General features: G+C 75.6%; 13 protein-coding genes, 2 tRNA genes and 1 pseudogene. 6 read left to right on the forward strand and 10 right to left on the reverse strand.

Going from position 1 to position 22,065, the window contains the following annotated elements:
* Window positions 1–289: 289 nt before the first annotated feature.
* The 8 genes from ACIQWA_RS28505 to ACIQWA_RS28540 form a co-directional block, all read right to left on the reverse strand.
* Entirely contained in the window at window positions 290–1,117 is an 828-nt protein-coding gene (locus ACIQWA_RS28505; RefSeq protein WP_360237965.1) for a hypothetical protein, read from the reverse strand.
* Between the two features lie 196 nt (window positions 1,118–1,313).
* Window positions 1,314–1,387: transfer RNA gene (locus ACIQWA_RS28510), tRNA-Met, on the reverse strand.
* A 72-nt stretch (window positions 1,388–1,459) separates the two neighbouring features.
* Window positions 1,460–2,818 carry a PrsW family intramembrane metalloprotease gene (locus tag ACIQWA_RS28515; protein ID WP_402487375.1) on the reverse strand — a complete coding sequence of 453 codons (1,359 nt, stop codon included), beginning with the start codon at window positions 2,816–2,818 and terminating at the stop codon, window positions 1,460–1,462.
* A 116-nt stretch (window positions 2,819–2,934) separates the two neighbouring features.
* Window positions 2,935–3,765 (reverse strand): tRNA (guanosine(46)-N7)-methyltransferase TrmB, encoded by an 831-nt coding sequence (trmB, locus tag ACIQWA_RS28520; RefSeq protein WP_360237969.1) that lies wholly within the window; start codon window positions 3,763–3,765, stop codon window positions 2,935–2,937.
* 114 nt (window positions 3,766–3,879) lie between these two features.
* Complete coding sequence (lhgO, locus tag ACIQWA_RS28525; protein ID WP_402487399.1) at window positions 3,880–5,115, reverse strand: L-2-hydroxyglutarate oxidase; 1,236 nt, start codon at window positions 5,113–5,115, stop codon at window positions 3,880–3,882.
* Window positions 5,116–5,594: 479 nt separating this feature from the next.
* Window positions 5,595–7,172, reverse strand: a complete 1,578-nt coding sequence (locus tag ACIQWA_RS28530) for a TROVE domain-containing protein (RefSeq protein WP_402487378.1) — start codon at window positions 7,170–7,172, stop codon at window positions 5,595–5,597.
* Between the two features lie 434 nt (window positions 7,173–7,606).
* Window positions 7,607–7,676: transfer RNA gene (locus ACIQWA_RS28535), tRNA-Ser, on the reverse strand.
* Window positions 7,677–7,766: 90 nt separating this feature from the next.
* Complete coding sequence (locus tag ACIQWA_RS28540; RefSeq protein WP_360237973.1) at window positions 7,767–9,194, reverse strand: MFS transporter; 1,428 nt, start codon at window positions 9,192–9,194, stop codon at window positions 7,767–7,769.
* Window positions 9,195–9,976: 782 nt separating this feature from the next.
* Here ACIQWA_RS28540 and ACIQWA_RS28545 point away from each other — a divergent pair.
* From ACIQWA_RS28545 to ACIQWA_RS28560, 4 genes are all read left to right on the forward strand, one after another.
* Window positions 9,977–12,136 carry an asparagine synthase-related protein gene (locus tag ACIQWA_RS28545; protein WP_402487380.1) on the forward strand — a complete coding sequence of 720 codons (2,160 nt, stop codon included), beginning with the start codon at window positions 9,977–9,979 and terminating at the stop codon, window positions 12,134–12,136.
* Between the two features lie 709 nt (window positions 12,137–12,845).
* Window positions 12,846–12,977, forward strand: a complete 132-nt coding sequence (locus tag ACIQWA_RS28550; RefSeq protein ID WP_402487381.1) for a hypothetical protein — start codon at window positions 12,846–12,848, stop codon at window positions 12,975–12,977.
* Window positions 12,978–13,262: 285 nt separating this feature from the next.
* Complete coding sequence (locus ACIQWA_RS28555) at window positions 13,263–13,751, forward strand: universal stress protein (RefSeq protein WP_402487383.1); 489 nt, start codon at window positions 13,263–13,265, stop codon at window positions 13,749–13,751.
* Window positions 13,752–13,911: 160 nt separating this feature from the next.
* Window positions 13,912–14,616: a DsbA family oxidoreductase gene (locus ACIQWA_RS28560; protein WP_402487385.1), complete on the forward strand. Its 705-nt coding sequence runs from the start codon at window positions 13,912–13,914 to the stop codon at window positions 14,614–14,616.
* 198 nt (window positions 14,617–14,814) lie between these two features.
* On the opposite strand, the gene ACIQWA_RS28565 is transcribed toward ACIQWA_RS28560, so the two are convergent.
* Entirely contained in the window at window positions 14,815–17,082 is a 2,268-nt protein-coding gene (locus ACIQWA_RS28565) for a sigma-70 family RNA polymerase sigma factor (protein WP_402487387.1), read from the reverse strand.
* Window positions 17,083–17,459: 377 nt separating this feature from the next.
* Entirely contained in the window at window positions 17,460–18,230 is a 771-nt protein-coding gene (locus tag ACIQWA_RS28570) for a TetR/AcrR family transcriptional regulator (protein ID WP_402487401.1), read from the reverse strand.
* Between the two features lie 676 nt (window positions 18,231–18,906).
* On the opposite strand from ACIQWA_RS28570, the gene ACIQWA_RS28575 reads away from it, so the two are divergent.
* Window positions 18,907–20,256 carry an NAD(P)/FAD-dependent oxidoreductase gene (locus ACIQWA_RS28575; protein WP_402487389.1) on the forward strand — a complete coding sequence of 450 codons (1,350 nt, stop codon included), beginning with the start codon at window positions 18,907–18,909 and terminating at the stop codon, window positions 20,254–20,256.
* 170 nt (window positions 20,257–20,426) lie between these two features.
* Window positions 20,427–21,713, forward strand: a pseudogene (locus ACIQWA_RS28580) (SpoIIE family protein phosphatase); the annotation flags it as partial.
* Window positions 21,714–22,065: the final 352 nt, after the last annotated feature.

Here is a 22,065-nt window from a genome sequence, read left to right on the forward strand (position 1 = left end):
GGTCCGGCGCAAACGCAGACGGCCCGCAGGCTGCTCCTCGACGCCGGCCCGTGCACTGGCCTGGCGCCGAGGCACCGGGGATGTACCGGTGAGCCTGCGGGCCGGGTGACTGCTGTGGATTTCGCCTGCCGGAGGCCAGGGGCCTCACCCTGCGCAGGCAGGGGCGGCTCTAGCGAGCAGCCACCTCACGCATCCTGATGGAACTCAATTCAGGATCACCTCCTTTCAGTGTGCCGCCACTGTAGGCAGCCCCCTGTCGGGAGGGCAACGGATTATTCGCGGGCGTCGCTCAGGCGCCCTTCACCTTGTCCTGGAACTTGGTGTAGTCGATCACGTTGTCGGGCGACGGGATCTGGAGGGTGACCGGCTTGTCGTAGTCGGTGAAGTCGATCTGGCCCTTGTCCGCGCCGGTGGTCTTCTCCATCCGCACCGGGTAGAACTTGCCCTCGGTGGCGATGTGGAGGAGCGACTCCTCGCCCTTGTCGTCCTTCTCCTTGAGGCTGAACGTCTTGACCCCGTTGACGGTCCCGGCGCTGCCCTTGGTCGGGGTGCTGCCCGCGTCGTCCTGGAGCATGTCGCTCGCCCAGGTGAGCTTGCAGAAGTCCATCATCGGCTTCATCTTGGGGTCGCCGTCGAAGCCGGTCAGGTAGCGGCCCTTGAAGAGCTCGGCGACCGCGTCGCCCTTGGGCCCGCTGAACGTCTTCCAGAACTGGGTGTCCGGCTTGATGAAGGACTGCTTCCCGTCGCTGATGAGCTCGAAGGAGCCGACGCCGGGCATGGCCATGGTGCCCTGGCAGTTGCCCTTGGTGTCCATGGCCATGTTCATGGTCATGACGCCGTCGTCGGTGGGGATCTTGCCGGCGATCTTGAGCGAGGTGGCGGCGGCCAGCGCCTGCCGGGCCTGCTTCTCGATCTCCTGGGCGGTCAGCTTGTCGGTGTCGAGCTTCGCCACGGTCGGAGTCGGAGTCGGCGTGGCGGTCGGGGTCGCGGCCGCCGCGGCGGTGGTGGCCGCAGGCGCCGCGGCCTTGTCCGAGTCCTTGTTGTCGCCACAGGCGGCCGTGCCGGCCCCCAGCAGGAGGCAGATCGTGGCAGTGCTCACCAGGCGCTTCGACAGCATGAGGTCGTTCCTTGTCCAGGGAACGGTCCCGCCGCCCCCCACTTGGATGAATTTTTCCTCAGTATGGGGGAGCGGTCTGACAGCAGATCTTGAAAAAGGGCGCCGTTACCGCTTCGTGGCGGGACCGTGTTCTACCCGTGCTGGGAACGCATAAGGGCCCGGAGGACGAATCCTCCGGGCCCTTACGGCTACTGAGTAGCGGGGACAGGATTTGAACCTGCGACCTCTGGGTTATGAGCCCAGCGAGCTACCGAGCTGCTCCACCCCGCGTCGGTGAACACCACACTACGGGGAAGTCGCCGAGATGGGAAATCGGTTCTGCAGAACGGCCTCCGCTCACGCTCAGCGCCGGCCCCCGGACCGCCCCCCGGACCGCCCGCCGTGCCGCACGGCGCGGGCTCTGGCCCAGAGCGCGAAGCCGACCAGCGCCACGAAGCAGGGCACCATCAGCACCCCGTAGACCACCAGGAACCCGTCCGTCCCCAGGTCGGCGGCGGCGTTCCAGGTGCCGTGCAGCACCATCGCCAGCAGTAGCCCGGCGGGCGCGGCCAGCCGGGCCAGCCAGCGCCGCCCGCTGGTCAGGGCGACGGCCAGGCCGATCCCGGTGAGCGCGGTGAACAGCGGGTGGGCGAACGGGGAGAGCAGGGCGCGCAGCACGAAGGTCTGCACGGTGCTGTCGAAGTCGCGCAGGCTGGGCGGATCGCCCAGGCCGATGCTGTCCAGCCGGTTGCGCTGGTCGGTGGTGAAGGCCCGGCCCAGGTAGAGGGCGTTCTCGGTGAAGGCGAAGCCGCAGGCCGTCATCCCGCCGAGCACCACCCCGGCGGCCAGGGTGCGCGGCCGGGAGCGGCGGTGCGTGCCACCCGCGCCACCCGCGCCACCCGGGCCGCCCGGGGTGGCCGGGGCGGGCGGGGCCGGGCGCAGGTAGGGCAGTGGTCGCAGGTACGGGCGGAGCCGCAGCCGGCCCCGGGCGTGCGGCCCGGCCGGGCGGCGCTGGTACGGGCGGGGGCGCCGGGGCGCGGGCGCCCGGTGCAACAGCGGCGCGCAGGGGCGGCCGGAGCGGCGGCCGTGGCAGCGCAGTCGCTGGCCGAGCGGCAGCAGCAGCACCAGCAGGGCGGTGGCCTTGGCGCTCTCCTCGATCACCGGGGTGGCGATACCGGCGCCGAGCAGCCCGCCGAAGGCGTGGTGGTGGGCGGTCAGGTAGTCGGCGGTCCAGTTGTTGGCGAGGATCGCGACCGTGGTGGCCGCGCAGGCACCCCAGCCGAGGCAGAACACGGTGTGCCGCAGCGGCACCCGGGCGGTCAGGTTGAGCCAGGCCAGGCCGCCCAGCACGAAGGGCAGCGGCACCATCGCCAGGCCCAGTCCCACCAGCAGTCCGACGGTGCCGGTCTGCCGCTGGACCAGGTGCAGGATCAGCACCCCGCAGCAGACCAGGGTCAGGACGGCGGAGGTGGTGACGGAGGAGAGCGCCAGCGAGCGGCCGCGGCCCGGGGCCGCCGCGGTCGGGCCGGCCGGGAGCCGACCGGCGACGAGGGCGGGCGGGGCGGCCGGTGCCGCTCTGCCGGGCCGGGACAGCAGCCGGTCGGCCCGGCGCCTCCGCGGCCCCGGGATGGTCCGGGTGACGCCGGTGCGCGGGACCGTACCCGGTGCGTCGGCGGCGGTGCGGACGGTCGCCCGGGGCCCGCCGCCGGGCGGGCTGCCCATGCGGCTCAGGGTAGGCCACGGCGGCGGCCCGTCGGGAGGACTCGGGACGAACCGTTCGTCCCGGGCGCGACCGGCCGGTCAGCCCGCCGCGGCCCGTTCGAACGGCTGCCGACGGGTCAGCGGCGGCGGAACAGCAGGTCGTGCACCACGTGGCCCTTGGCGATCCCGGCCCGCTCGAACTTGGTGACCGGCCGCCAGTCCGGTCGGGGCGCGTAGCCGGGGACGCTGCCGTCCGGGTGGTCCGCGGGCTCCAGCCAGCCGGTGCCGTCGCCCTCGGGGTGCAGGTTCTCCAGCTCGGGCGAGGCGGACAGCACCGCCAGCATCTGCTCCGCGTACGGCTCCCAGTCGGTCGCGCAGTGCACCAGGGCGCCCGGGGCGAGCCGGGGCAGCACCAGGTCGAGGAAGGACGGCTGGACGAGTCGGCGCTTGTGGTGCTTGGGCTTCGGCCACGGGTCGGCGAAGTAGACCCGCAGGCCGGCCAGCGAGGCGTCCGGCAGCATGTCGCGCAGCAGGATGACGGCGTCGCCGGCGGCCAGCCGGACGTTCTGCGAACCGTCCCGCTCCAGCAGGCCGAGCAGGTTGCCGTGGCCGGGGGTGTGCACGTCGGCGGCCAGGATGCCGGTCGACGGGTCGGCGGCGGCCATCGCGGCGGTGGTCTCGCCCATGCCGAAGCCGATCTCCAGGGTGACCGGCAGACCGCCGAACAGTTCCCCGAGGTCGAGCGGGGTGCCGTCGATCGGGACGCCGTACGTCTCCCAGCTCCGGTCCAGGGCGCCCGCCTGGGCGTTGGTCATCCGGCCCCGGCGCGGCTGGAAGCTGCGGATCCGCCGCTCCCGGTGCTGTTCCTCGGTGGCCTTGTGCGGGTACATCGGCGCGGGGTAGGCGGCCGGCGCCGCGGACAGCCGGGCGGACGGCGATTGCTGGGGGATCGGGGCGGTGGCAGTCACAATCACCCGAGTCTACGGGGCCGCGCGGGGCGCCCGGAGGGGTGTGTGACGGGGTTCATCCACCGGTCCCGGCGACCGTGGCCCCCGGTCCGGCCCGGGCGGGGGCAGCCGGGCTCAGCCGCCGGCCTCCAGGGCGGCCAGGGCCCGGCGGGCCACCTCGCGGCCGATCGGCAGCGAGGCCGTCGCCGCGGGGGAGGGGGCGTTCAGCACGTGCACCGCCCGGCGCGGGGAGCGCGGGTCCGCCGGGTCGAAGCCGGCGAAGGCGAAGTCGTCCAGCAGCGAGCCGTCCCGGGCCACCGCCTGGGCCCGCACCCCGGCCGTGGTCGGCACCAGGTCGGCGGCGGTCACGGCGGGCAGCAGCCGTCGGACGGCGGCGGTGAACGCCCGCTTGGACAGCGAGCGGTGCAACTCGCCGACCTCGTACCGCCAGTGCCGCCGCAGGATCCGCCAGGTGCCGGGGAAGGCGAGGGTCTCGGCCAGGTCGCCCGGGCGGACGGTGCGCCAGTCGTACCCCTCGCGGGCGAGCGCGGGCACCGCGTTCGGGCCGACGTGGACGTCCCCGTGGATGCCCCGGGTGAGGTGCACCCCGAGGAACGGGAAGGCCGGGTCGGGCACCGGGTACACCAGGCCGCGGACCAAGTCCCGCCGGTGCTCGGACAGTTCGTAGTACTCCCCGCGGAACGGGACGATCCGCACCCCCGGGTCGTCCCCGGCCAGCCGGGCGATCCGGTCGCTGTGCAGCCCGGCGCAGTTCACCAGCACCCCGCAGCGCAGCTCCCCGCTGGCCGTGCCGACCGTCACCCCGTCCCGGCGCCGGGCCACCGCCCGCACCGCCGTGCCGGGCCGCAGTTCGGCGCCCGCCTCCCGGGCCAGCCGGGCGTAGGTCGTGGCGACCGCCGGGAAGTCGCAGATGCCGGTGGTGCCGACGTGCAGCCCGGCCCGCCCGACCACGGCCGGCTCGTACCGGGCGATCCCGGCCCGGTCCAGCTCGGTGACCGGGATGCCGTTCGCCCGCCCGCGCTCGGCCAGCGCCGCCAGCCGGGGCAGCTCGGCGTCGTCGGTCGCCACGATCAGCTTGCCGGTGACCTCGTACGGGAGGCCGTGCTCGCGGCAGAACTCGACCATCTCGGCGGCGCCGGCGACCGCGAAGCGGGCCTTGTACGAGCCGGGGCGGTAGTACACGCCGCTGTGGATCACCCCGCTGTTGCGCCCGGTCTGGTGCGCGGCGAAGCCGTTCTCCTTCTCCAGCACGGCCAGCCGCAGTCCGGGCCTGGCCCGGGTCAGGGCGTACGCCGTGGCCAGTCCGACGATCCCGCCGCCGACCACCAGGACATCGAAGTCGTCCGCCACGCTGCGCTCCTCGTCCACCGCCGGGTCGCCGTCGCCGAGGCCGGTACGGGCGACGCGCGCCGCCCCCGCCCCGGCTTCCGCCGCAGATGCTGCCACGGCTCCGGGCGGGGGTCGAGACCGCGTGACGGGCGGGGCGGGGCGGGTGCCACGGGTCGGTGGGACGTCACGCGTCGGTGGGACGTCATGCGTCCGTGGGACGTCACGCGTCGGATCTCGCGCATCGGTCGGCCCGTCAAGGCTCCGCTGCGCGGGTACGCGTCCTTCGTCCGTTCGACCCGGCGCATGCCGAGGTGGGCGGCAGTGTCCTGCCGCCCACCTCGCCCCCCGGGGCATCGGCCGGTCCCCCCGGACCGGCCGTGGTGCGGCGCACCGAGTCCCCCGACTCCGCGCGCCACACCTCTCGTATGCGGCCGTGGCACCGCCGCGCCGGGCCCCCGGCCCCGCGCGGCGCCGCCGCCCCCCGGCCGGCCGCGTCGTGGTCAGACCTCCCAGGGCCAGCCGGCGTCGGCCCCCGCCTCCAGGAGGGGGATCAGCCGGAAGGCCGCGTCGCTCAGGCCGCCGAAGGTGTGCCGGTTGGCACCGCCGCTCGGGCCGTGGCCCGTCGCGTAGCCGGCCAGGTTCCAGGTGTAGACCGGGACGTGGGCCGGTATCGCGGAGAGCGGGTCGCGGCCCCCGTAACCGGCGCCGGGCTGCTCGTCGGTGACGATCACCACCCGGTCGTGGCCCCGGTAGTGGTCCCGGACGGCCTGGGCGGTGTTGGTGCCGCCGAGGCTGGAGAAGCGCTCCAGCACCCGCAGCACCGCCTCCCCGCGGCCGACCTCGACCACCCGGCTGAGGCTGCCGAACTCGACCAGGTCCGCCTCGGCCGCCCGCACCTTCAACGCGGTGCCGAAGATCGCCGCCGAGTCGGCCCGGTTGAGCTGGGTCTGCGCGCTGGGCCGGTCGAACATCGAGCCGGAGCGGTCGACCAGGATCAGTGTCCGGCCGGGCAGTTCGGGCACGTTGGCGAGCGAGTGGCCGAGCGCCGTCTCCAGCGCGTGCCCCCACCGCAGCGAGGGCGCGTGCCGGTACGCGGCCAGGTACCGGAACGGGAACTGGCGCGAGCGCCGTACCTCGCCCCGGTCGGAGATCCGCCGGGCCACCTCGGCCGCGGCCTCGTCCGACACGCCGGCCCGGTCGAAGTTGCGCAGGTTCCGGACCAGCGCCATCGGGCCCATGGAGGGGATGACCGCCTCCCAGACCTCGGCGTTCATCGGGCCCTGCAGCCAGCCCGCCAGCGCCTCCCAGGTCAGCCCGGCGGCGGCCAGCCGCTCCGCGCCGTCCTTCGCCGTCACGGCCGCCCGGCGCTCCTCGACGGGCAGCGCGAGCAGCTCGCGGTTGGCGGTCAGCATCCGGTCGGCGGCGGGCGGCGCGGCCTCCTCCGGCCGGTGCCGGCGGTCCAGCGCGTACTGGAACAGCGGGCCCTGCCAGGGCTTGGCCGGGTCCGGCGCCGGGTGGGTCAACTCCAGGACGTCGCCGAAGCGGTAGCCCTTGCCCGCGGTGTCGTACTTGAGCAGCGCGCGGGCGTCGTACAGCCGGCGCACCGCGTCCGCGACACCGCGCTTGAGCGGCTTGGGCAGCGCCCGGCCGTAGCGCGAGGTCCAGTACGCGAGCAGCTCGCCGGGCTCGTCTGCCCGCCGCAGCACGGCGTCGACGGCCTGCCGGGAGTGCCCGTGGGCACCGGCGTCCAGCCGGGCCCGGGTGAACTCGGCGGCGCCGACCAGTGCGGCGGTGCGCAGCTGCGCACCGTGGCGCAGCCAGCGCAGCAGCCCGAGGGTCCACTCCGGGTCGCTGACGGCGAGTTCGCGCACCAGCGCCGTGTAGCGGTCGTCGCGGGCGCCGCCGCGCTCGTAGAAGGTGTCCTGCCCGACCATGTTGGCCACGGCGAGCAGGAAGAGCTCGGACTTGGCGTCCCGGACGTGACCGGTGCCGCCGTTGTGGTTGGCGGTGCGCTTCCCGGTCGTGGTCACCGGTGACTTCGGACTCGCCTTGGTCTTGCGGATGTTGAACCTGGACATGCTGCAGCCCCCCTCGGCGTGCTCGGTCGTCAGCGGGAGGGAGGCATGCTGCGGCCGGGGTGCCCGAGATCGTGCCGGTCGTCGTGCGACGACCGGCGTCGGCGGAGGTATATGCCTTGTGCTCTACCGGATTGAGCTAGCGGCCGCGCTCGCGCACGGCACGCCCGGGATTTGAACCCGGAACCGCAAGATCCGAAGTAACCCCCGCCTGCGCACCGGGCACTCCGAAGCGCAGCTGCCTCCCGAGATCAATGGATTCGGCTGCGGTTTTTGGGTTTGCTTCAACGCGCCCCGAAAAGGGGGCACTCCACAGAAGTAACCGCCGCCGTCGCACCGGGAGGTGCGGAATTCTATTCACGTGTAGGTGTCCAGAGTTCAAGGACGGCTGAGGTGACATAGCTGCTCTGCCAACTGAGCTACACCGGCACGAGAAGTACCGGTGGCGGGACTCGAACCCGCGACACGCCCATTAAGAGTGGAAGTAACCTCTGCCTGCGCACCTGGACGAGAGAGACCTTATCCAGGCCCCTCCCGCAGGCGCACCCCATTTATCGCGGGGGTTCCGCGAAGTCCTCGTACGGCGTCCCGAGCGGCTCACGCCGGAGCGACGATCACCGCCCGCGCCCGCTCGGTCAGCTCCCGGACCCGGCGCTCGCCCTGGAAGGGCTCCAGTCGCCGCAGCATCTCCACCACGTACTCCCGGCTGCGCTGCGAGGAGATCCGGCCGGCCACCTCGACGGCGCGCTCGCCGGCGGCGACCGCGGCGTCCAGGTTGCCCGCCTCGGCCTCGGCCATCGCCGAGACCACCAGCCGCAGGCCGTGCGAGCGGACGAAGCCCTCGGTGGGCTTGGCCAGCGCCTCGCGGGTGAACTGCCGGACCTTGGAGGGCACGCCGAGGTCGCGGAAGCACTCGGCGGCGTCGGCGGCCAGCCGGTCGTAGGCGTAGAAGTCGATCCAGGCCGGATCGGGGTCCCCGGCGCGCGCTCGTTCGAGTGCGCTCTCCGCCGCGCCGAGCGCCGTCGCACACGCCGCCGCGTTGCGGGCCTTGGCCTGGGCCCGTGCCTCCACCAGGTGGAAGAAGCTCATGGTCCGGGCGGTGGCCAGGCTGCGGTTGCGCTCCAGCGCGGCCTGGGCGAGGTCGACGGCCTCCTCGGCGAAGCCCCGGTAGCCGGCCTGGAGGCTCATCGAGGCCAGCACATAGCCGCCGAGCGGTACGTCGGCGGCGGCCCGGGCAAGCCGCAAGGCCTGGATGTAGTACCGCTGGGCGGCCTCGTGCTGGCCGGTGTCGAAGGCCATCCACCCGGCCAGCCTGGTCAGTTCGGCGGTCGCGCCGAACAGCGCCCGGCCGACCGCGTCGCTGTACGAGGCCAGCAGCAGCGGCGCCGCCTCCACCCGCAGGCACTCCGGCACCATCGACGAACGCCAGTCCCCGCCGCCGTACTTGGAGTCCCAGCGGCGGGCCTCCTGGGCGGCCTCGCGGAGCTTGACCGCGTCCGAGTGGCCGACCCGGTACGAGGAGTTCTCGCTGGGGGAGCGCGGCGCCTCGCGGGCCACCGAGCCGTCCGCCGGGTTGATCAGCCAGCGGGAGACGGGCGTCGCGTACGCGGCGACCGAGAAGGTGCCGGCCAGGCTGTCGCTCCAGCGGCCGCCGCCGGGCCCGCGGCGCAGGTCGAGGTCGACCCGGAACAGGTCGGTGGCCGAGCGCACCGCGTCGGCCACCTCGCGCGGGAAGGCCAGGCCGAGTTCGGGCGCCGGGTCGGTGTCGCCCAGGCCGATCTCCTCCAGCGGGACGGGCCGGCCGAGCTTGCCGCCGATCGCGGTGGCGATCAGGTGCGGGACGGGCCCCTGCGGCACCATGCCCTTGCTGACCCAGCGGGCGACCGAGGTCTTGTCGTAGCGCAGCGTCAAACCGCGTTGCGCGCCGAGGTCGTTGACCCGCCGGGCCAGTCCCGCGTTGCTGATCTGGGCGAGGGTCAGGAGCGTGCCGAGCCGTTCGTTCGGTCCTCGTGGGCTGACGGTCATGGTGGCGGCGGCACCTCCTGCGGCCTTGTGCGCGGGGCCCGGGCGGCACCGGGCCGTAGCTGCTGTACCTAGAGTAGTCGGACGCGTTCCGACGGTTAAGAGGCCGCATTCCGGATGGCGGGATCGCGCACCCGGCCCTGCCGCGCCGGATCGTCGCGGGGGTTGGTCCGGACCACCCGGAGCGGTTCGGCCGCGCCGCGCGCCGGAGCGCCGTGCTCCGGTCCCGTGTTCACGTGCGCCCGGCCGTGCCCCCTGGCCCGACCGGCCACTCGGCGATTCGCTGGTGGTCGTGGGTCGGCCCGCCGTCGAGGACCCGGCGGGCCGGGGGACGCCGCCGCCTCAATCCCCGCGGGCGGCGGCGAAGTCCGGGAGGGCATGCGGATGCCCTCCCGGGCGGGGCGACGCCTTTCGGCCATCTCGCGATGCCCATGTCAAGGGCGTGCGCCCGGGCGGTCCGGGCCAGGGAGGGGGAGGCCCGGCCCGCCCGAATCCACCCCCACCCCGCCCCCGTCGCCGCCCCCGTCGCCGTCCCCATCGCCGTCCCACCGCCTCCCCGCCGCCTCACCGCGCCCGACACCGCGCACCGGGCCCCGCGAAACGGAAGCGGAACCGACAACACCGGCCCCGGCAGCGCCCGGTGGTGGCACGATGTCCCCAGACGGCGCGCCGGAACGCGGGCACGCCCGGACGCGCCCACGGGCCGCCCCCGGCACCCCCACCCGGCCGCCCGCCCGGCGCCGGACGCGCCGCGCGAGTGCAGGTCCTCGTCCGGTGGAGGCGCGATGCGGTGGCTGACGGGCTGGAGCACGGGCACGCCCCGGGCGGGCGCGCCGGTGCACGAGGCCCTCGCCACGGTCGCCCCGATCGCCGCCCGCCCCCTGTGGACCGGCCCCAACCCGCTCTGGGCCGTGGGCGACTGGCGGCCCGAGGAGATCCGCCTGGTCACCCTCCGCCCCGGCGCCCGCCCCGCCGTCAGCACCGGCCCCACCGCCCCCGACCCGGTCGAGGACACCCCCGCCACCACCCGGCTCGCCGTCCTCGGCCACTGCGGCGCCACCGACGCCGAACTCGCCGCCGGCCTGGCCGGCGCCCGCGGCGGCGCCGTCCGCCACCTCACCGCCTGGCCCGGCAGCTACACCGTCGTGCTGCGCACCGGCACCCGCTCCACCCTGCTGCTCACCGACCTCGCCGGAGCCCAGCCCGTCTTCCACACCCCCTGGGCCGACGGCACCGCCTACGCCACCGCCGCCCTCCCGCTCGCCGACCTGGTCGGCGCCGCGCTGGACACCGGCCACCTCGCCGCCCGGCTCGCCTGCCCGGAGTCCCCGGAGGCGCTCGGCACCGGCACGCCGTACCTGGGCGTCCAGCGGGTGCCGCCCGGCCACGTGCTCGCCATCCGCGGCGGCCGCCCGTACCTCGACGCCTACGACGAACCGCCCGGCGCCGAACAGCCCCGCGACGAGGCCCCCGCCATCCGCGAACTCACCCGCGCCCTGCTGGAGTCCGTCCGCTCCCGGGTCCGCACCCCCGCCCCGGCCACCGACCCGGCCGGGCGCGCCCGGCTCGGCGTCGACCTCTCGTACGGGACGGCCTCCGCCACCGTGGCCCTGCTCGCGGCCGCCGTACCGCTGCCGCCGGTGCCGGCCGGGGCTCCCGGCGCGCCGACCGGGCCGGCCGCGACCGGCGGCCGGGGTGCCGCCGGGGCCAGGAGCGGCGCGGTCAAGGGCTCCTGGGCCCGGGAGGCCGCCCAGGGCCCCTCCGTCCCCGAGCAGTTGGCCGCCGTCACGCTCGGCGAGACCGAACCGCCCACCAGCCTCGCGCTCGCCCCCGACACCCCGCGGCTGCGGCACACCGTGCTCGACCCCGGCCCCGACACCCTCCCGTACGCCGTCCTGCGCACCGACCCGCAGTCCGGCCCGCTCACCGACGAGCCCGGCCCCGAACTCGTCGCCGCCGCCCGGGCCGGGGCCCGCTTCGACGCCGGGGGCGCCGACCACCTCACCGGCTACGGCGCCCGCCAGGTCCTGGACGGCCACCCGGCCCGGCTCGCCGACCTGATCCGGGCCGGCCGGCCCCGCGAACTGCTGCCCCCGGTCGCCGCCCTGGCCGGCGCCGACCGGGCCGCCGCGGGCGTGCTGACCGGCGCGCTGCGCACCCCGCTCACCGTGGTCCGGGCCGCCCACCGGCTCTCCCGGGTCCGCTACGCCGAGGCACTGGACGAGGCCGCCGCCAAGCTGACCGCCCGGCACGTCCCCGACGGCGCCGGCACCGCAGGCGACCGCTCGGCCGTCGACCTCGCCTGGTGCGTCCCCGGCCCGGCCGCCCGCTGGCTCTCCGACGAGGCGCTCTCCTCGGTCGCCCTACGGCTGCGGCTGGCGGCGCGCCGACCGGCGCCCGAGGAACACCCGGGCGCGCACCGGGCCCGGCACGCCCTCTACCGCCAGGCGCGCTCCTACCGCACGCTCCTGCACGCCGCCGAACAGCCCGGCCAACGGCTGCACGCGCCCTTCCTCGACAACCAGGTGGTCCGCGCCGCCCGGCTGCTCCCCGACGACGTCCGCCTCCAACCCGGCGCCCGGCACGCCCTCCTGCACGCCGTCCTCACCGGCGCCGGCCGCACCGACCTGCCCCCCGACTGGGGCCGCGGCCCCCGCCCCGACCGCACCGCCCCCGCCCGGGCCGGCCTGCGCCTCGCCGCCGACGGCCTCGCCGAGCTCTTCGACGCCCCCCTGCTCGCCGAGGCCGGCCTCATCGACCTCCCCGCCGTCCGCGCCGGCCTCGCCCACTCCACCGACCCCGCCACCCCCCTCTCCCCGGCCGCCCTGGCCGGCCTGGCCGACCTCGTCTCCACCGAACTCTGGCTCCGCCGCCTCCGCGCCCGCCGCCACGGCGCCTGCTGGACCGGCCTCCCCCACCCCCAGGCCCCGGCCCTGACCCCCTGACTCCCTGATCTCCGGTCACCCTGGCCGATGTCCCGTCCCGCCGGGCACCTTCCCGTGCACCGGAAGTCGGCCGCTCCGACTCCCGGTGCACAGCCCCCACCCCGCACGGTCCCTTCGGTGCGGTCCCCACTCGCCCATGCCCGCCGCCCGGGGCCTTTCTCCTGCGCCCGGTCTGCCTGCCGCTGCGCTCCGTCCGTCTCGGCCGAGCCCGTTCCGGGCCTGCGCGGTCACCGGAAGTCGGCGGGCCCGACCTCCCGTCCCTCCCCTTCCGCCGCCACGGCGCCTGCTGGACCGGCCTTGCCCATCCCCAGCCCCCGGCCTTGACCCCCTGATCTCCGGTCACCCTGGGCGATGTCCCGTCCCGTCGCGTGCCTTCCCGTGCACCGGAAGTCGGCCGCTCCGACTTCTGGTGCACGGCCCCCTCCCCGTGCGATCCCTCGGTGCGGTTCCCGCTCGCGCGTGCCCGCTGCTCCGGAGCTCTGGGGCCCTTCATCTGCGCCTGGTCTGCCTGCCGCTGCGCTCCGTCCGTCTCGGCCGAGCCCGTTCCGGGCCTGCGCGGTCACCAGAAGTCGGCGGGCCCGACCTCCCGTCCCGCCCCTTCTGCCGCCACGACGGGGGCTGGCCCGCACCCCTGACCTCCGCCCTTGCCCGCCGGCCCCCGTGCCCCGGTCCACCACCCCCGCAGCGCCCGGGCCGCCACGCCGAGTCCGTGGCCGAGCACACGGTCCCGGCCCGGCGGACCACCCCGGCCACCGCTCCGGTGACCTCGGCCCCGGCAGCCGCTTCGGCCCTCGTCCCGGCCCCCGTGCCCGGGCGCCGGGCGGTGGCGGTCGCCCGCTGACGGCCCGCACCCTTCGCCCCGTCCCCACCCCGTCGGCCCCTGGCCGACCGGGCGCGGACGTGCCGGGGCTCCGTCCGTGGCGTGGGCCTAGGTGTCGGTGGCGCCCGGCAGCCCGCCAGGGACGGGCCGCCGGGGTGTCCCCGCCCCGCCCCCGGCCCGGCCCGCTCCCCGCTCGGCGCGGCGTCGCCGGGCGGGGAGCGGGCCGGGCGGGATGATGGCGGGGCTGTGTGTCCGCGGTGAGGAGCGTGTGCGGTGGGCGGTGTGGGCCCGGGGCGGGAGGTTCCCGTGGTGCTGTCGGTGCTGGGGCGGCCGCCGACGGGCAGGCCGCCCGGGGTGCTGGCGGCCTGCGACGGGTCGGACGGTTCGCTCTGGGCCCTGGACCGGGCGATGACGGAGGCGGAGCTGTTCGGGCTTCCGCTGTACGTGCTGGCCGTGGTGAACCCGGCGCCGGCCGGCTACCCGCCGGGCATGGCGGAGCTGGTGCAGGAGAGCGTGGAGACGCTGGTCGAGAGCATGGCGGACGGGCTGCGCCGGGCGGTGGGGACGGTGCTGCGGCAGCGGGTCCGGCCGTACGAGGGGGAGTTGTCGCTGCACGTGGTGCTGGGCAATGTGATCGAGGTGCTGCTGGAGGCGTCGACCCGGCAGCACACGCTGGTGGTCGGGACCCGGGGCAACGGCGGCTTCGTCCGGCTGCTGCTGGGCTCGGTGAGCTCGGCGGTGGTGCACCACGCGGCCTGCCCGGTCCTGGTGGTCCCCGCGCCGGCCGAGGGCTGACCGAGGGCTGACCGAAGGCTGACCGAAGGCTGACCGAGGGCGGGCCGAAGGCTGACCGCCCCGGCGGCCCCGGGCGCGGTGCCGGGAATGTACCGAGATGGTTCATCGTTCACCTATCTCGTACATCCGCCACGAGACGCCCCTTGGAGCCCCCCGAATCATGAAGGTCGAGATCTGGTCCGACATCGCCTGCCCCTGGTGCTACATCGGCAAGCGCCGCTTCGAGCAGGCCCTGGCGGACTTCCCCGGCAAGGAGGCCGTCGAGGTCGTCTACCGCCCGTACCAGCTGGTCCCCGACGCTCCGGCGACGGCGAGCCCGCACCGCGCCTGGCTGGCCGAGCGCTACGGCCCGCAGTCGGTCGCGATGGACGCGCGGGTGGCCGAGCTGGGCCTGGCCGAGGGCATCACCTACGACTTCGACGCCGCCCTGCACGCCAACACCTTCCTGGGCCACCGCCTGCTGCACCTTGCCGAGGCCGAGTACGGCGCCGAGGTGCAGGGCCGGCTCAAGGAGGCGCTGCTCAAGGCGCACTTCACCGACGGTGTGGACGTCGGCGACCGCGCGGCGCTGGCCGAGGTGGCCGTCGCGGCGGGCCTGGACCGCGAACGGGTGGCGGCCTACCTGGCGGGCGACGAGGGCACCGCCGAGGTCCGGGCGCAGCTGGCCGAGGCCCGCGAGCTGGGCATCACCGCCGTGCCGACCTTCGTGTTCGAGGGCAAGTGGGCGGTCCAGGGCGGGCAGGAGGCCGAGACCTTCCGCAAGGTGCTGGAGCAGGTCGCCGCCGAGATCGGCGAGCGCCGTCCGGCACCGGTGCAGGTCGCCCCGGCCGGGGAGGCCTGTGCGGACGGCTCCTGCGCCATCTGACGCAGCGGCGCAGCGGCGCTCGGGCACCCGACGCCAGGCGTCACCCGTCACCCGACGCCCGTCGCACAGCAGCCGAGTGACAAAGGGCCCGGGGCCCGTTCCGAGCAACCAGCCGGAACGGGCCCCGGGCCCTTTCACATCCCGAACGTCACGCCTCTCAGGCCGTCACGCCATCCCGCCGTCACGCCTCTCAGGCCGTCACGTGCACCGGAACCGGGCCTGCGCCCAGTCCGCGACGTTCAGCGCCGACCAGATCCCGCTCGCCGGCGTGACCACCAGCCGGATCGACTTCTGCCCGGCCAGCGGCACGTGCACCGGCACCGCGTCGTCCCCGGCGGCGAGCACCTGGGAGCGCCACAGGGTGCCGCCGTCGCCCGACTGGACGGTGAAGACCACCCCGCCGGGGCTGAGCGTGGCATCGTCCACCCCGGCGACCGCGTCGAAGGACGTGCAGCTGCGGTTGAGGTCGATCAGCGTGGTGGCCGGCGCGTGCACGGTGATGGCGTGGCGCTGGTACTCGCCGCCGATCCAGCCGCCGTCGCGCTGCCAGAACCGGTCGCTGCCCTGCTGCCGGATGCTCGGCCCCTCGGGCGGGGCCCGGTGGTGGCCGGGCTTGACCACGGGCAGCGAGTCGCCCCAGTAGTCGCTGGGCACGGGCGGGGTGGGCGTGGGGACGGTCGGTTCGGGCACCGGCGGGAGGGTCGGCGTCGGGACGACGGGCACCTCGGGCGTCGGCACCGGCGGGATGGTCGGGGTGGGGACGGCGGGCGGTTCGGGGGTGACCGCGGGCGGCTCGCTCCGCGGTGCCCGGGTGGCCGCCGGCGGCCGGCTCGCCCTGGCGCTGGGCTTGGGGCTGGGGCTGGGTGTGGCGCTCGGACTGGCCGCGGGCGGCTCCGGCGCCGGGGCGGCGCTGCTGGGGGCCGGGGCGGGCGGTGCGGACGCGGGGGCCGCCGGGGCCGGGGCGACCGGTGCGGGGGCGACCGGCGCGGTGGTGACGGGGGGAGCGGCGGCCGGGGGCTTCGGCTCGGGTGAGCCGGTCAGCGCGTACGCGGCCACGGCGGCGGCCGCGACCGCCACGGCGGCGGCGATCCCGGCCTTGGCGGCGGTGCCGAGGCCCTCGCCGGCCACGGCACCCGCGCCGGCCCCGCCGCCGGACGCGCCGGAGGCACCCGCGGCGCCGGCCGCTCCGGCCGTTCCCGCGGAGGTGCCCGAGGACCCGGCCGCGGCGGCCGCCGTACCCGCCGCGGCCGCACCGCCGACGGCGGCGGCCCCGCCCACGGCGGCCGCGACGGCGCTGAACCCGCCGACCCCGACCCAGACCAGCACGCCGCCGGGCAGCAGCGCGCGCAGGCCGGTGTTGATCTCGGTGAGTTCCAGGCAGGCCGCCGTGCAGCGGTCGCACTCCTTGAGGTGCCGTCCGACCTCGGCCGAGGCCCGCTTGCGCAGTGAGCCGCGGGCGTACGCGCCGAGCCGGTTGGCGTAGGCCTCGCAGCTGCTGGCCTGGCTGCCGGAGACGTGGGCCTGGAGGAAGGCGGCGGCCAGCCGGTCGCGGGCCCGGTGGGCCTGTACGGCGGTGGCGTTGGCGGTCTTGCCGAGCATCACGGCGACGGTCTTGGGCGATTCCTGCTCGACCTCGGTGTGCCAGAGCACCACCCGGTCGTCCTCGGGCAGTTCGGCGTAGGCCTGCATGACCATCCGCTGGTCGGCCATCGCCATCGCCCAGGCGTCGGCGCCGGGGTCGGCCAGGTCGTAGTCGACCACGGCGGCCGAGGTCTGGGCGAACACGCCGAAGTCGTCGACGAGTTGTTCGCGCCGCTCGCTGCGGGTCCAGGCGGCGGCGACGTTGCGTACGGCGGTCAGCAGGTAGGCGCGGACGGCGAACTCGGGCCCCTTGCCCGCCTTGAGCGCTTGCAGGGTGCGGGCGAAGACCTCGCCGGCGAGGTCCTCGGCGGTGAAGCTGTCCCGGCAGCAGGTGCGGGCGTAGCGGCGCACCGAGTCGGCGTGCCGGAGGTAGATCTCCTCGTACGCGCGGTCGTCGCCGGCCCGGACCCGGGCGGTCAACTCGGCGTCGGAGGGCGGGCGGTCGCCGTCGACCGGGTCGGCGGGGGCCGGGACGGTGGGCCGGGCGGTCCGGCCGTCGCCGACGAAGGCCTCGGGGGCGACGCGGCCGCGGCCGGCGGGGGCCTGGCCGGGCACCCGGCCGGGCGGCAGCGCGGCGGCGGCGGACAGCGTCTCGCGGCTGGGCATCCCGGCCTGGTCGGGGACGTGTCCGGGGCTCGAACCGGCGGTCGAACCGGGACTGGACCCGGGACTCGAACCGGAGGCCGAGCCCGAACCGGCTGCGGCGCCGGGTACTTGGGCGGCGCCGGTGCCGCCGAGGCCCGCGGCGGACCCTTCGGCCGCGCTACCGGAGTAGCCCCCGAAGTCGAGGCCGTACCCGTAGTCGTTCTGTTCCTCGGCGCTCACAACGGACCCCAGATTCCACGACAGCCCCCGTAGTGTGGCAGGGCGCGCGGGAGTGCGTAGGCGCACGGTTCCCCGGCGTACGGCGCCGACGGCGCGCGAAGGGCGCGCATCGGGACATTGGCTCCAACCACGGGCAAAGGATGGCATAGCGCAGGGGTGGGCGGTAGCCGGACCGGCCGGTACCCACTCTTCCGAGGGGCGGTCGCGTCGTGTTCTCCCAGCGTGTTGCGCGGGGTCGCACGACGCCCGCACCCGGCGCGCGTTACCTGTCCGCGCGCCGGTGTCCCGTCCAACTCCCGTGCCCGTCGGGCGCGTCGACCGTGCCTGTACCGACGCGACCGGCACTGCCCCGTTCCCCGGGGCGGTCCGAGCCGGGGTCAGCGGGCCCGCAGACCGTCCAACAGGAGCTGCAGCAGCCGGTCCGACGGCCCCGGAGCCGGCTGCCCGTCGGGCTGCGGGCCGGTCGCCGTGAACCCGGCCGACGGCGGCGCCGTGACCGAGGGCCGCGCCGCGTGCACCGGCACCGACGCGGTCAGCACCAGCACCACGTCCGACACCGTGACGCCCGGCCGCAACTCGCCCGCCGCACCGGCCCGCGCCACCAGGGCGGCCAACAGCTGCAGCAGCAGCCGCGGATCGGCGTCCGCCGCCGAGGGCTCGACCGGCGCCCCGGACCGCGCCTCCTCGCCGCGCAGGTCGAAGCGGACGGCCGCCGACGCCTCCGCCGCCCGCTGCTCGGGCACCCGGCCCAGCTCCTCCGCGTACCGGAACGCCTCCGGTGGCAGCAGCCGCCCGGCCCCGGTGCCGACCGCCCGGGCCAGGTAGCCGGCCAGTGCCTCCCAGGCGCCGTCGCCGCCGTACAGCGACTCCCGCGCCTGCGCGGTCAGCCAGGCCACCTCCTCGGCGGCGATCCGCTGGACCAGCACCTCCTTGCTCGGGAAGCGCCGGTAGACCGTGCCGACCCCGACCCCGGCCCGGCGCGCCACCTCCTCCATCGGAGCGCCGTAGCCGAACTCGCCGAACACCTCCCGGGCCGCGCGCAGCACGCTCTCCAGGTTCCGCCGGGCGTCGACCCGGAGCCGGGCCCCGGGCACCGGCGCGGTGGCCTGCGGGGGCTCCGCCCGGTACGGGACGGCCGCGTACGACATCCCGCCCGGTGGCAGGTCCACCGGGCCGCGCTGCTCCGGGACCATGCCCTGTCCGGCGTGCGGTGTGCTCGCCCGCCCCAATGCCTGCTTCTGTTCCATCATCCCAACTCTCCCCCGCAGGCGTCCGAAACCGGACCCTGTCGTCGCCCGCCCCTGCACCCCCCGGTGCAGCCCAGCCCGTCAGAAGTGACCAGATGACCCATTGCTCGTGCCGCCCGTCGCGTTCCGGTGACCACGGTCGTGCCGCCGAACCGCCTCGGGGTCCGGCTCGGCGCGTCGGCACCGACCGGGGCCTCGTCCGGGAACTACCCTTCCCCGGATGACTCTCCCCCAGTCGGGATCTCGCGCCAACGCTGGAACTGGCCGTAGTGGCCGCTCCACGGTGCGTCGCCGCCGGTTGTCATGGCGGTGGCCGCTCCGGCACACAATCCGACCATAGTTCACGGCTCTTCGAAGCCGAAAGTACGTCAGAAAGTCGCCCGGGAAGCACAACTGGCCACGCCCGTCACTTCCGTCGCAACCAGCCCCGTACGGACTGTGGACAAGACCACCTCCGACGGTCCTTCATAGGGGGGCGTGATGGGGGGACACCCCCGGCCGCGAGGCCGGGACGAATCGTCACACCGGCTGGAGGTGCACCATCAGGATCCTGATCGTCGGCGGCGGCTGCGCCGGGATGGCCACCGCGCTCCACCTCCAGCGCGGCCTGCGGGAACAGCTGCGACGCGGCGAGGTGGAGATCACCGTGGTCGAACCCCAGGCGTACTCCACCTACCACCCGCTGCTGGCCGAGGTCGCGGCCGGCTCGATCGACCCCCGGCACGTGGTCGTCCCGCTGCGCGGGGCCCTGCCGCACTGCCGGGTGGTGACCGCCCGGATCACCCGGATCGAACACGCCGCCCGCCGCGCCCTGGCCGACGCCGCGAGCCCCGGCGAGACCCCGGCGCCGCTCGAACTCCCTTACGACGTCCTGGTGGTGGCCCCGGGATCGGTCTCCCGCACCGCCCCGGTACCGGGCCTCGCCGAGCACGGGCTCGGCTTCTCCACCGTCGGCGAGGCGGTGCACCTGCGCAACCACGTGCTGGAACAGCTCGACCTCGCCTCCGCCACCCGCGACCCGGCCCTGCGGCAGTCCGCGCTCACCTTCGTCTTCGTCGGCGCGGGCTACGCGGGCGTCGGCGCGCTCGCCGAACTGGAGGACATGGCCCGCACCGCCGTGCGGAGCTACCACAACGTCCGCGCCGAGGACCTGCGCTGGGTGCTGGTCGAGTCCGGCGACCGGATCCTCGCCGAGGAGTCCTCCGACCTCGCCGAGCACACCCTCGGCCAGCTGCGCGAACGCGGCGTCGACATCCGCCTGCGCACCACCCTGGAGTCCGCCGCCGGCGGGGTCGCCGCGCTCTCCGACGGCAGCCGCTTCGGTGCCCGCACCCTGGTCTGGACGGCGGGCGTCCGGCCCTCGCCGCTACTGCGCGACACCGACCTACCGCTGGACACGGCCGGCCGGGTCCGCTGCCTGGCCACCCTCCAGGCGGTCGGCCCGGACGGGCGGGCGCTGCCCGGGGTCTGGGCGGCCGGTGACTGCGCCGCCGTACCCGACCCGAACGCGGACGGCGCCCCCTGCGCGCCCAACGCCCAGCACGCTTTCGCCCAGGCCGAGCTGCTCGCCCGCAACATCGCGGTCGCGCTGGCCGGCGGGCCGCACGCGCCGGGCCTGGTCGAGTACCGCCCCGGGCCGGCCGCCTGTTCCACCTCGCTCGGGCTGCACCGGGCCGTCGCCCACACCCGGCGCGGCGGCCGGCTCACCGGACGGCGGGCGTGGTGGCTGCACCGGGCCCGCCACCTGCGGCGGCTGCCGAGCGCGGAGCGACGGGTCCGGGTGCTGATGGACTGGGTGCTCGGCGGGGTGTTCTCCCGCGAGGTGGTCTCGCTGGGGGCGATGGCGCACCCACGTTCGTCCTTCGAGGGCGGTTTCGATTCCGGGCCGGAGCGGTCGTCCGGCGCCGGGCCGGAGGCCCCCCGATGAGCGACCCCGCCGTCCGAGGTCCGGAGCCCAACCGACGGCCACGCCGGGCGCGCGACTTCCGGAACCGGGCCTCCGCCTGACAGGATCAGCCCGAACTGGTCATTACCCCATGTGTTGCTGTGCACACAAAAAGTGATGATATGCCTGGAAAACGAGGAAGCGGCCGTCGTTTGAACCTCATGCGCTGGAGCGCGCGGATCACCGGAGTCCCCTGGCGTGCCGCCCCACCCAACGGGGCCGGCACCGACGAGGGCACGCCCTCCACCGACGGCATCGTCGTCCCCGGCCCCCGGGACCCCACCAGCCCCGCCGCCACCGCCGAACTTCTCGACCCCCACAAACCCCAGAACCTGCGCGAGGTGCTCAACCGCATCCCCGCCCCGGTCGCCGTCACCTACGGCCCGCTCCACCAGCTCGGCTACGCCAACCGGGCCTACCGCGAACTCTTCGGCGAACGCCCCACCGGCCTGCCCGCGGGGGAGGCCCTCCCCGAACTCGGCACCATGGGCGTCCTGCCCCTGATGGACCAGGTCATCCGCGGCGGCCGGCCCCGCAGCGTCAAGGCGCGCTGCATCCTCGGGCTCACCGGCAACCGCTACTACAACGTCTCCTGCGTCCCGCTCGGCCCGGGCGACACCGGCGACACCCCCGCCGAGGGCCCGCCCGCCGGCGTCCTGATCTTCGCGGCCGAGGTCACCGACCAGGTGCTCGCCGCCGCCCGCCTGCGTGAAGCCGAACGCCGCCAGCGCGAGGCCGCCGTCACCCTCCAGCGCAGCCTGCTCCCGCAGAAGCTCGACCAGCCCGCCGACCTGCGGGTCGCCGCCACCTACCAGCCGGGCGGCGCCGAGGCCGCGGTCGGCGGCGACTGGTACGACGTCATCGCCATCGACGGCGGCCGCACGGCACTCGTCATCGGCGACGTCATGGGCCGGGGCCTGCGGGCCGCCGCCGTGATGGGCCAGCTCCGCACGGCCGTACGCGCCTACGCCCGCCTCGACCTCCCCCCGCACGAGGTGATGCGCCTGCTCGACGGCCTCGCCATGGAGATCGACGCCAACCAGATCGCCACCTGCACCTATGCCGTCTGGGACCCGAGCCGCCGCACCCTCTCCTACGCCTCGGCCGGCCACCTCCCCATGCTGCTGCGCTGCCCCGACGGCACCATCCTGCGCAGCGAGGAACAGAACGGCCCCCCGCTCGGCACCGGGGACGGCCTGCACGTCTCCCACACCCTGCGCCTGCTCCCCGGCACCACCGGCGTCCTCTATACGGACGGACTGGTCGAGCGCCGCGACGAGGACATCGACCAGGGCCTCGACCTGCTGGCCCGCACCCTCACCGGCGCGGTCGGCGCCCCCGAGGTGATCTGCGCCCGGCTCCTCCGGGCGATGGGCGTGACCTCGGAGCACGACGACGACGTCGCCGTCCTGGCCTTCCAGCTGCCGGCGGAGGAGGGGACGGAGGACACCGAGGGCGGCACCGAAAATTCGCTTGCCGTGCTTGACTCGGCCACTCCAGAGGTCTAGTGTTCTTCGAGCTGCCTGTCATGGAGCACCGGACACGCATCTGCGCGGACGGCCCCGAGGCAGCCAATCCCTTGAAACACCACTTCCGGTTCGTGCCGGTCGTTTCGCTTTTTCGCGTCTCGACTCGGTGCTTGTTCGGCGTGCGCGTTTTATCGGATTGCGGCTGGATTCGCTTTTCGGAGCGGGGATCGGCTAGAGTTTGAAACGTCGGACGGGGCGTCAAGCCGCAGAAGACACCGGCGAGTTGGATGACGAAGCCCCGGAAAACGGAGCGGAAAACATC

The organism is Kitasatospora sp. NPDC098652 (assembly GCF_044760155.1).
Lineage (GTDB): Bacteria > Actinomycetota > Actinomycetes > Streptomycetales > Streptomycetaceae > Kitasatospora.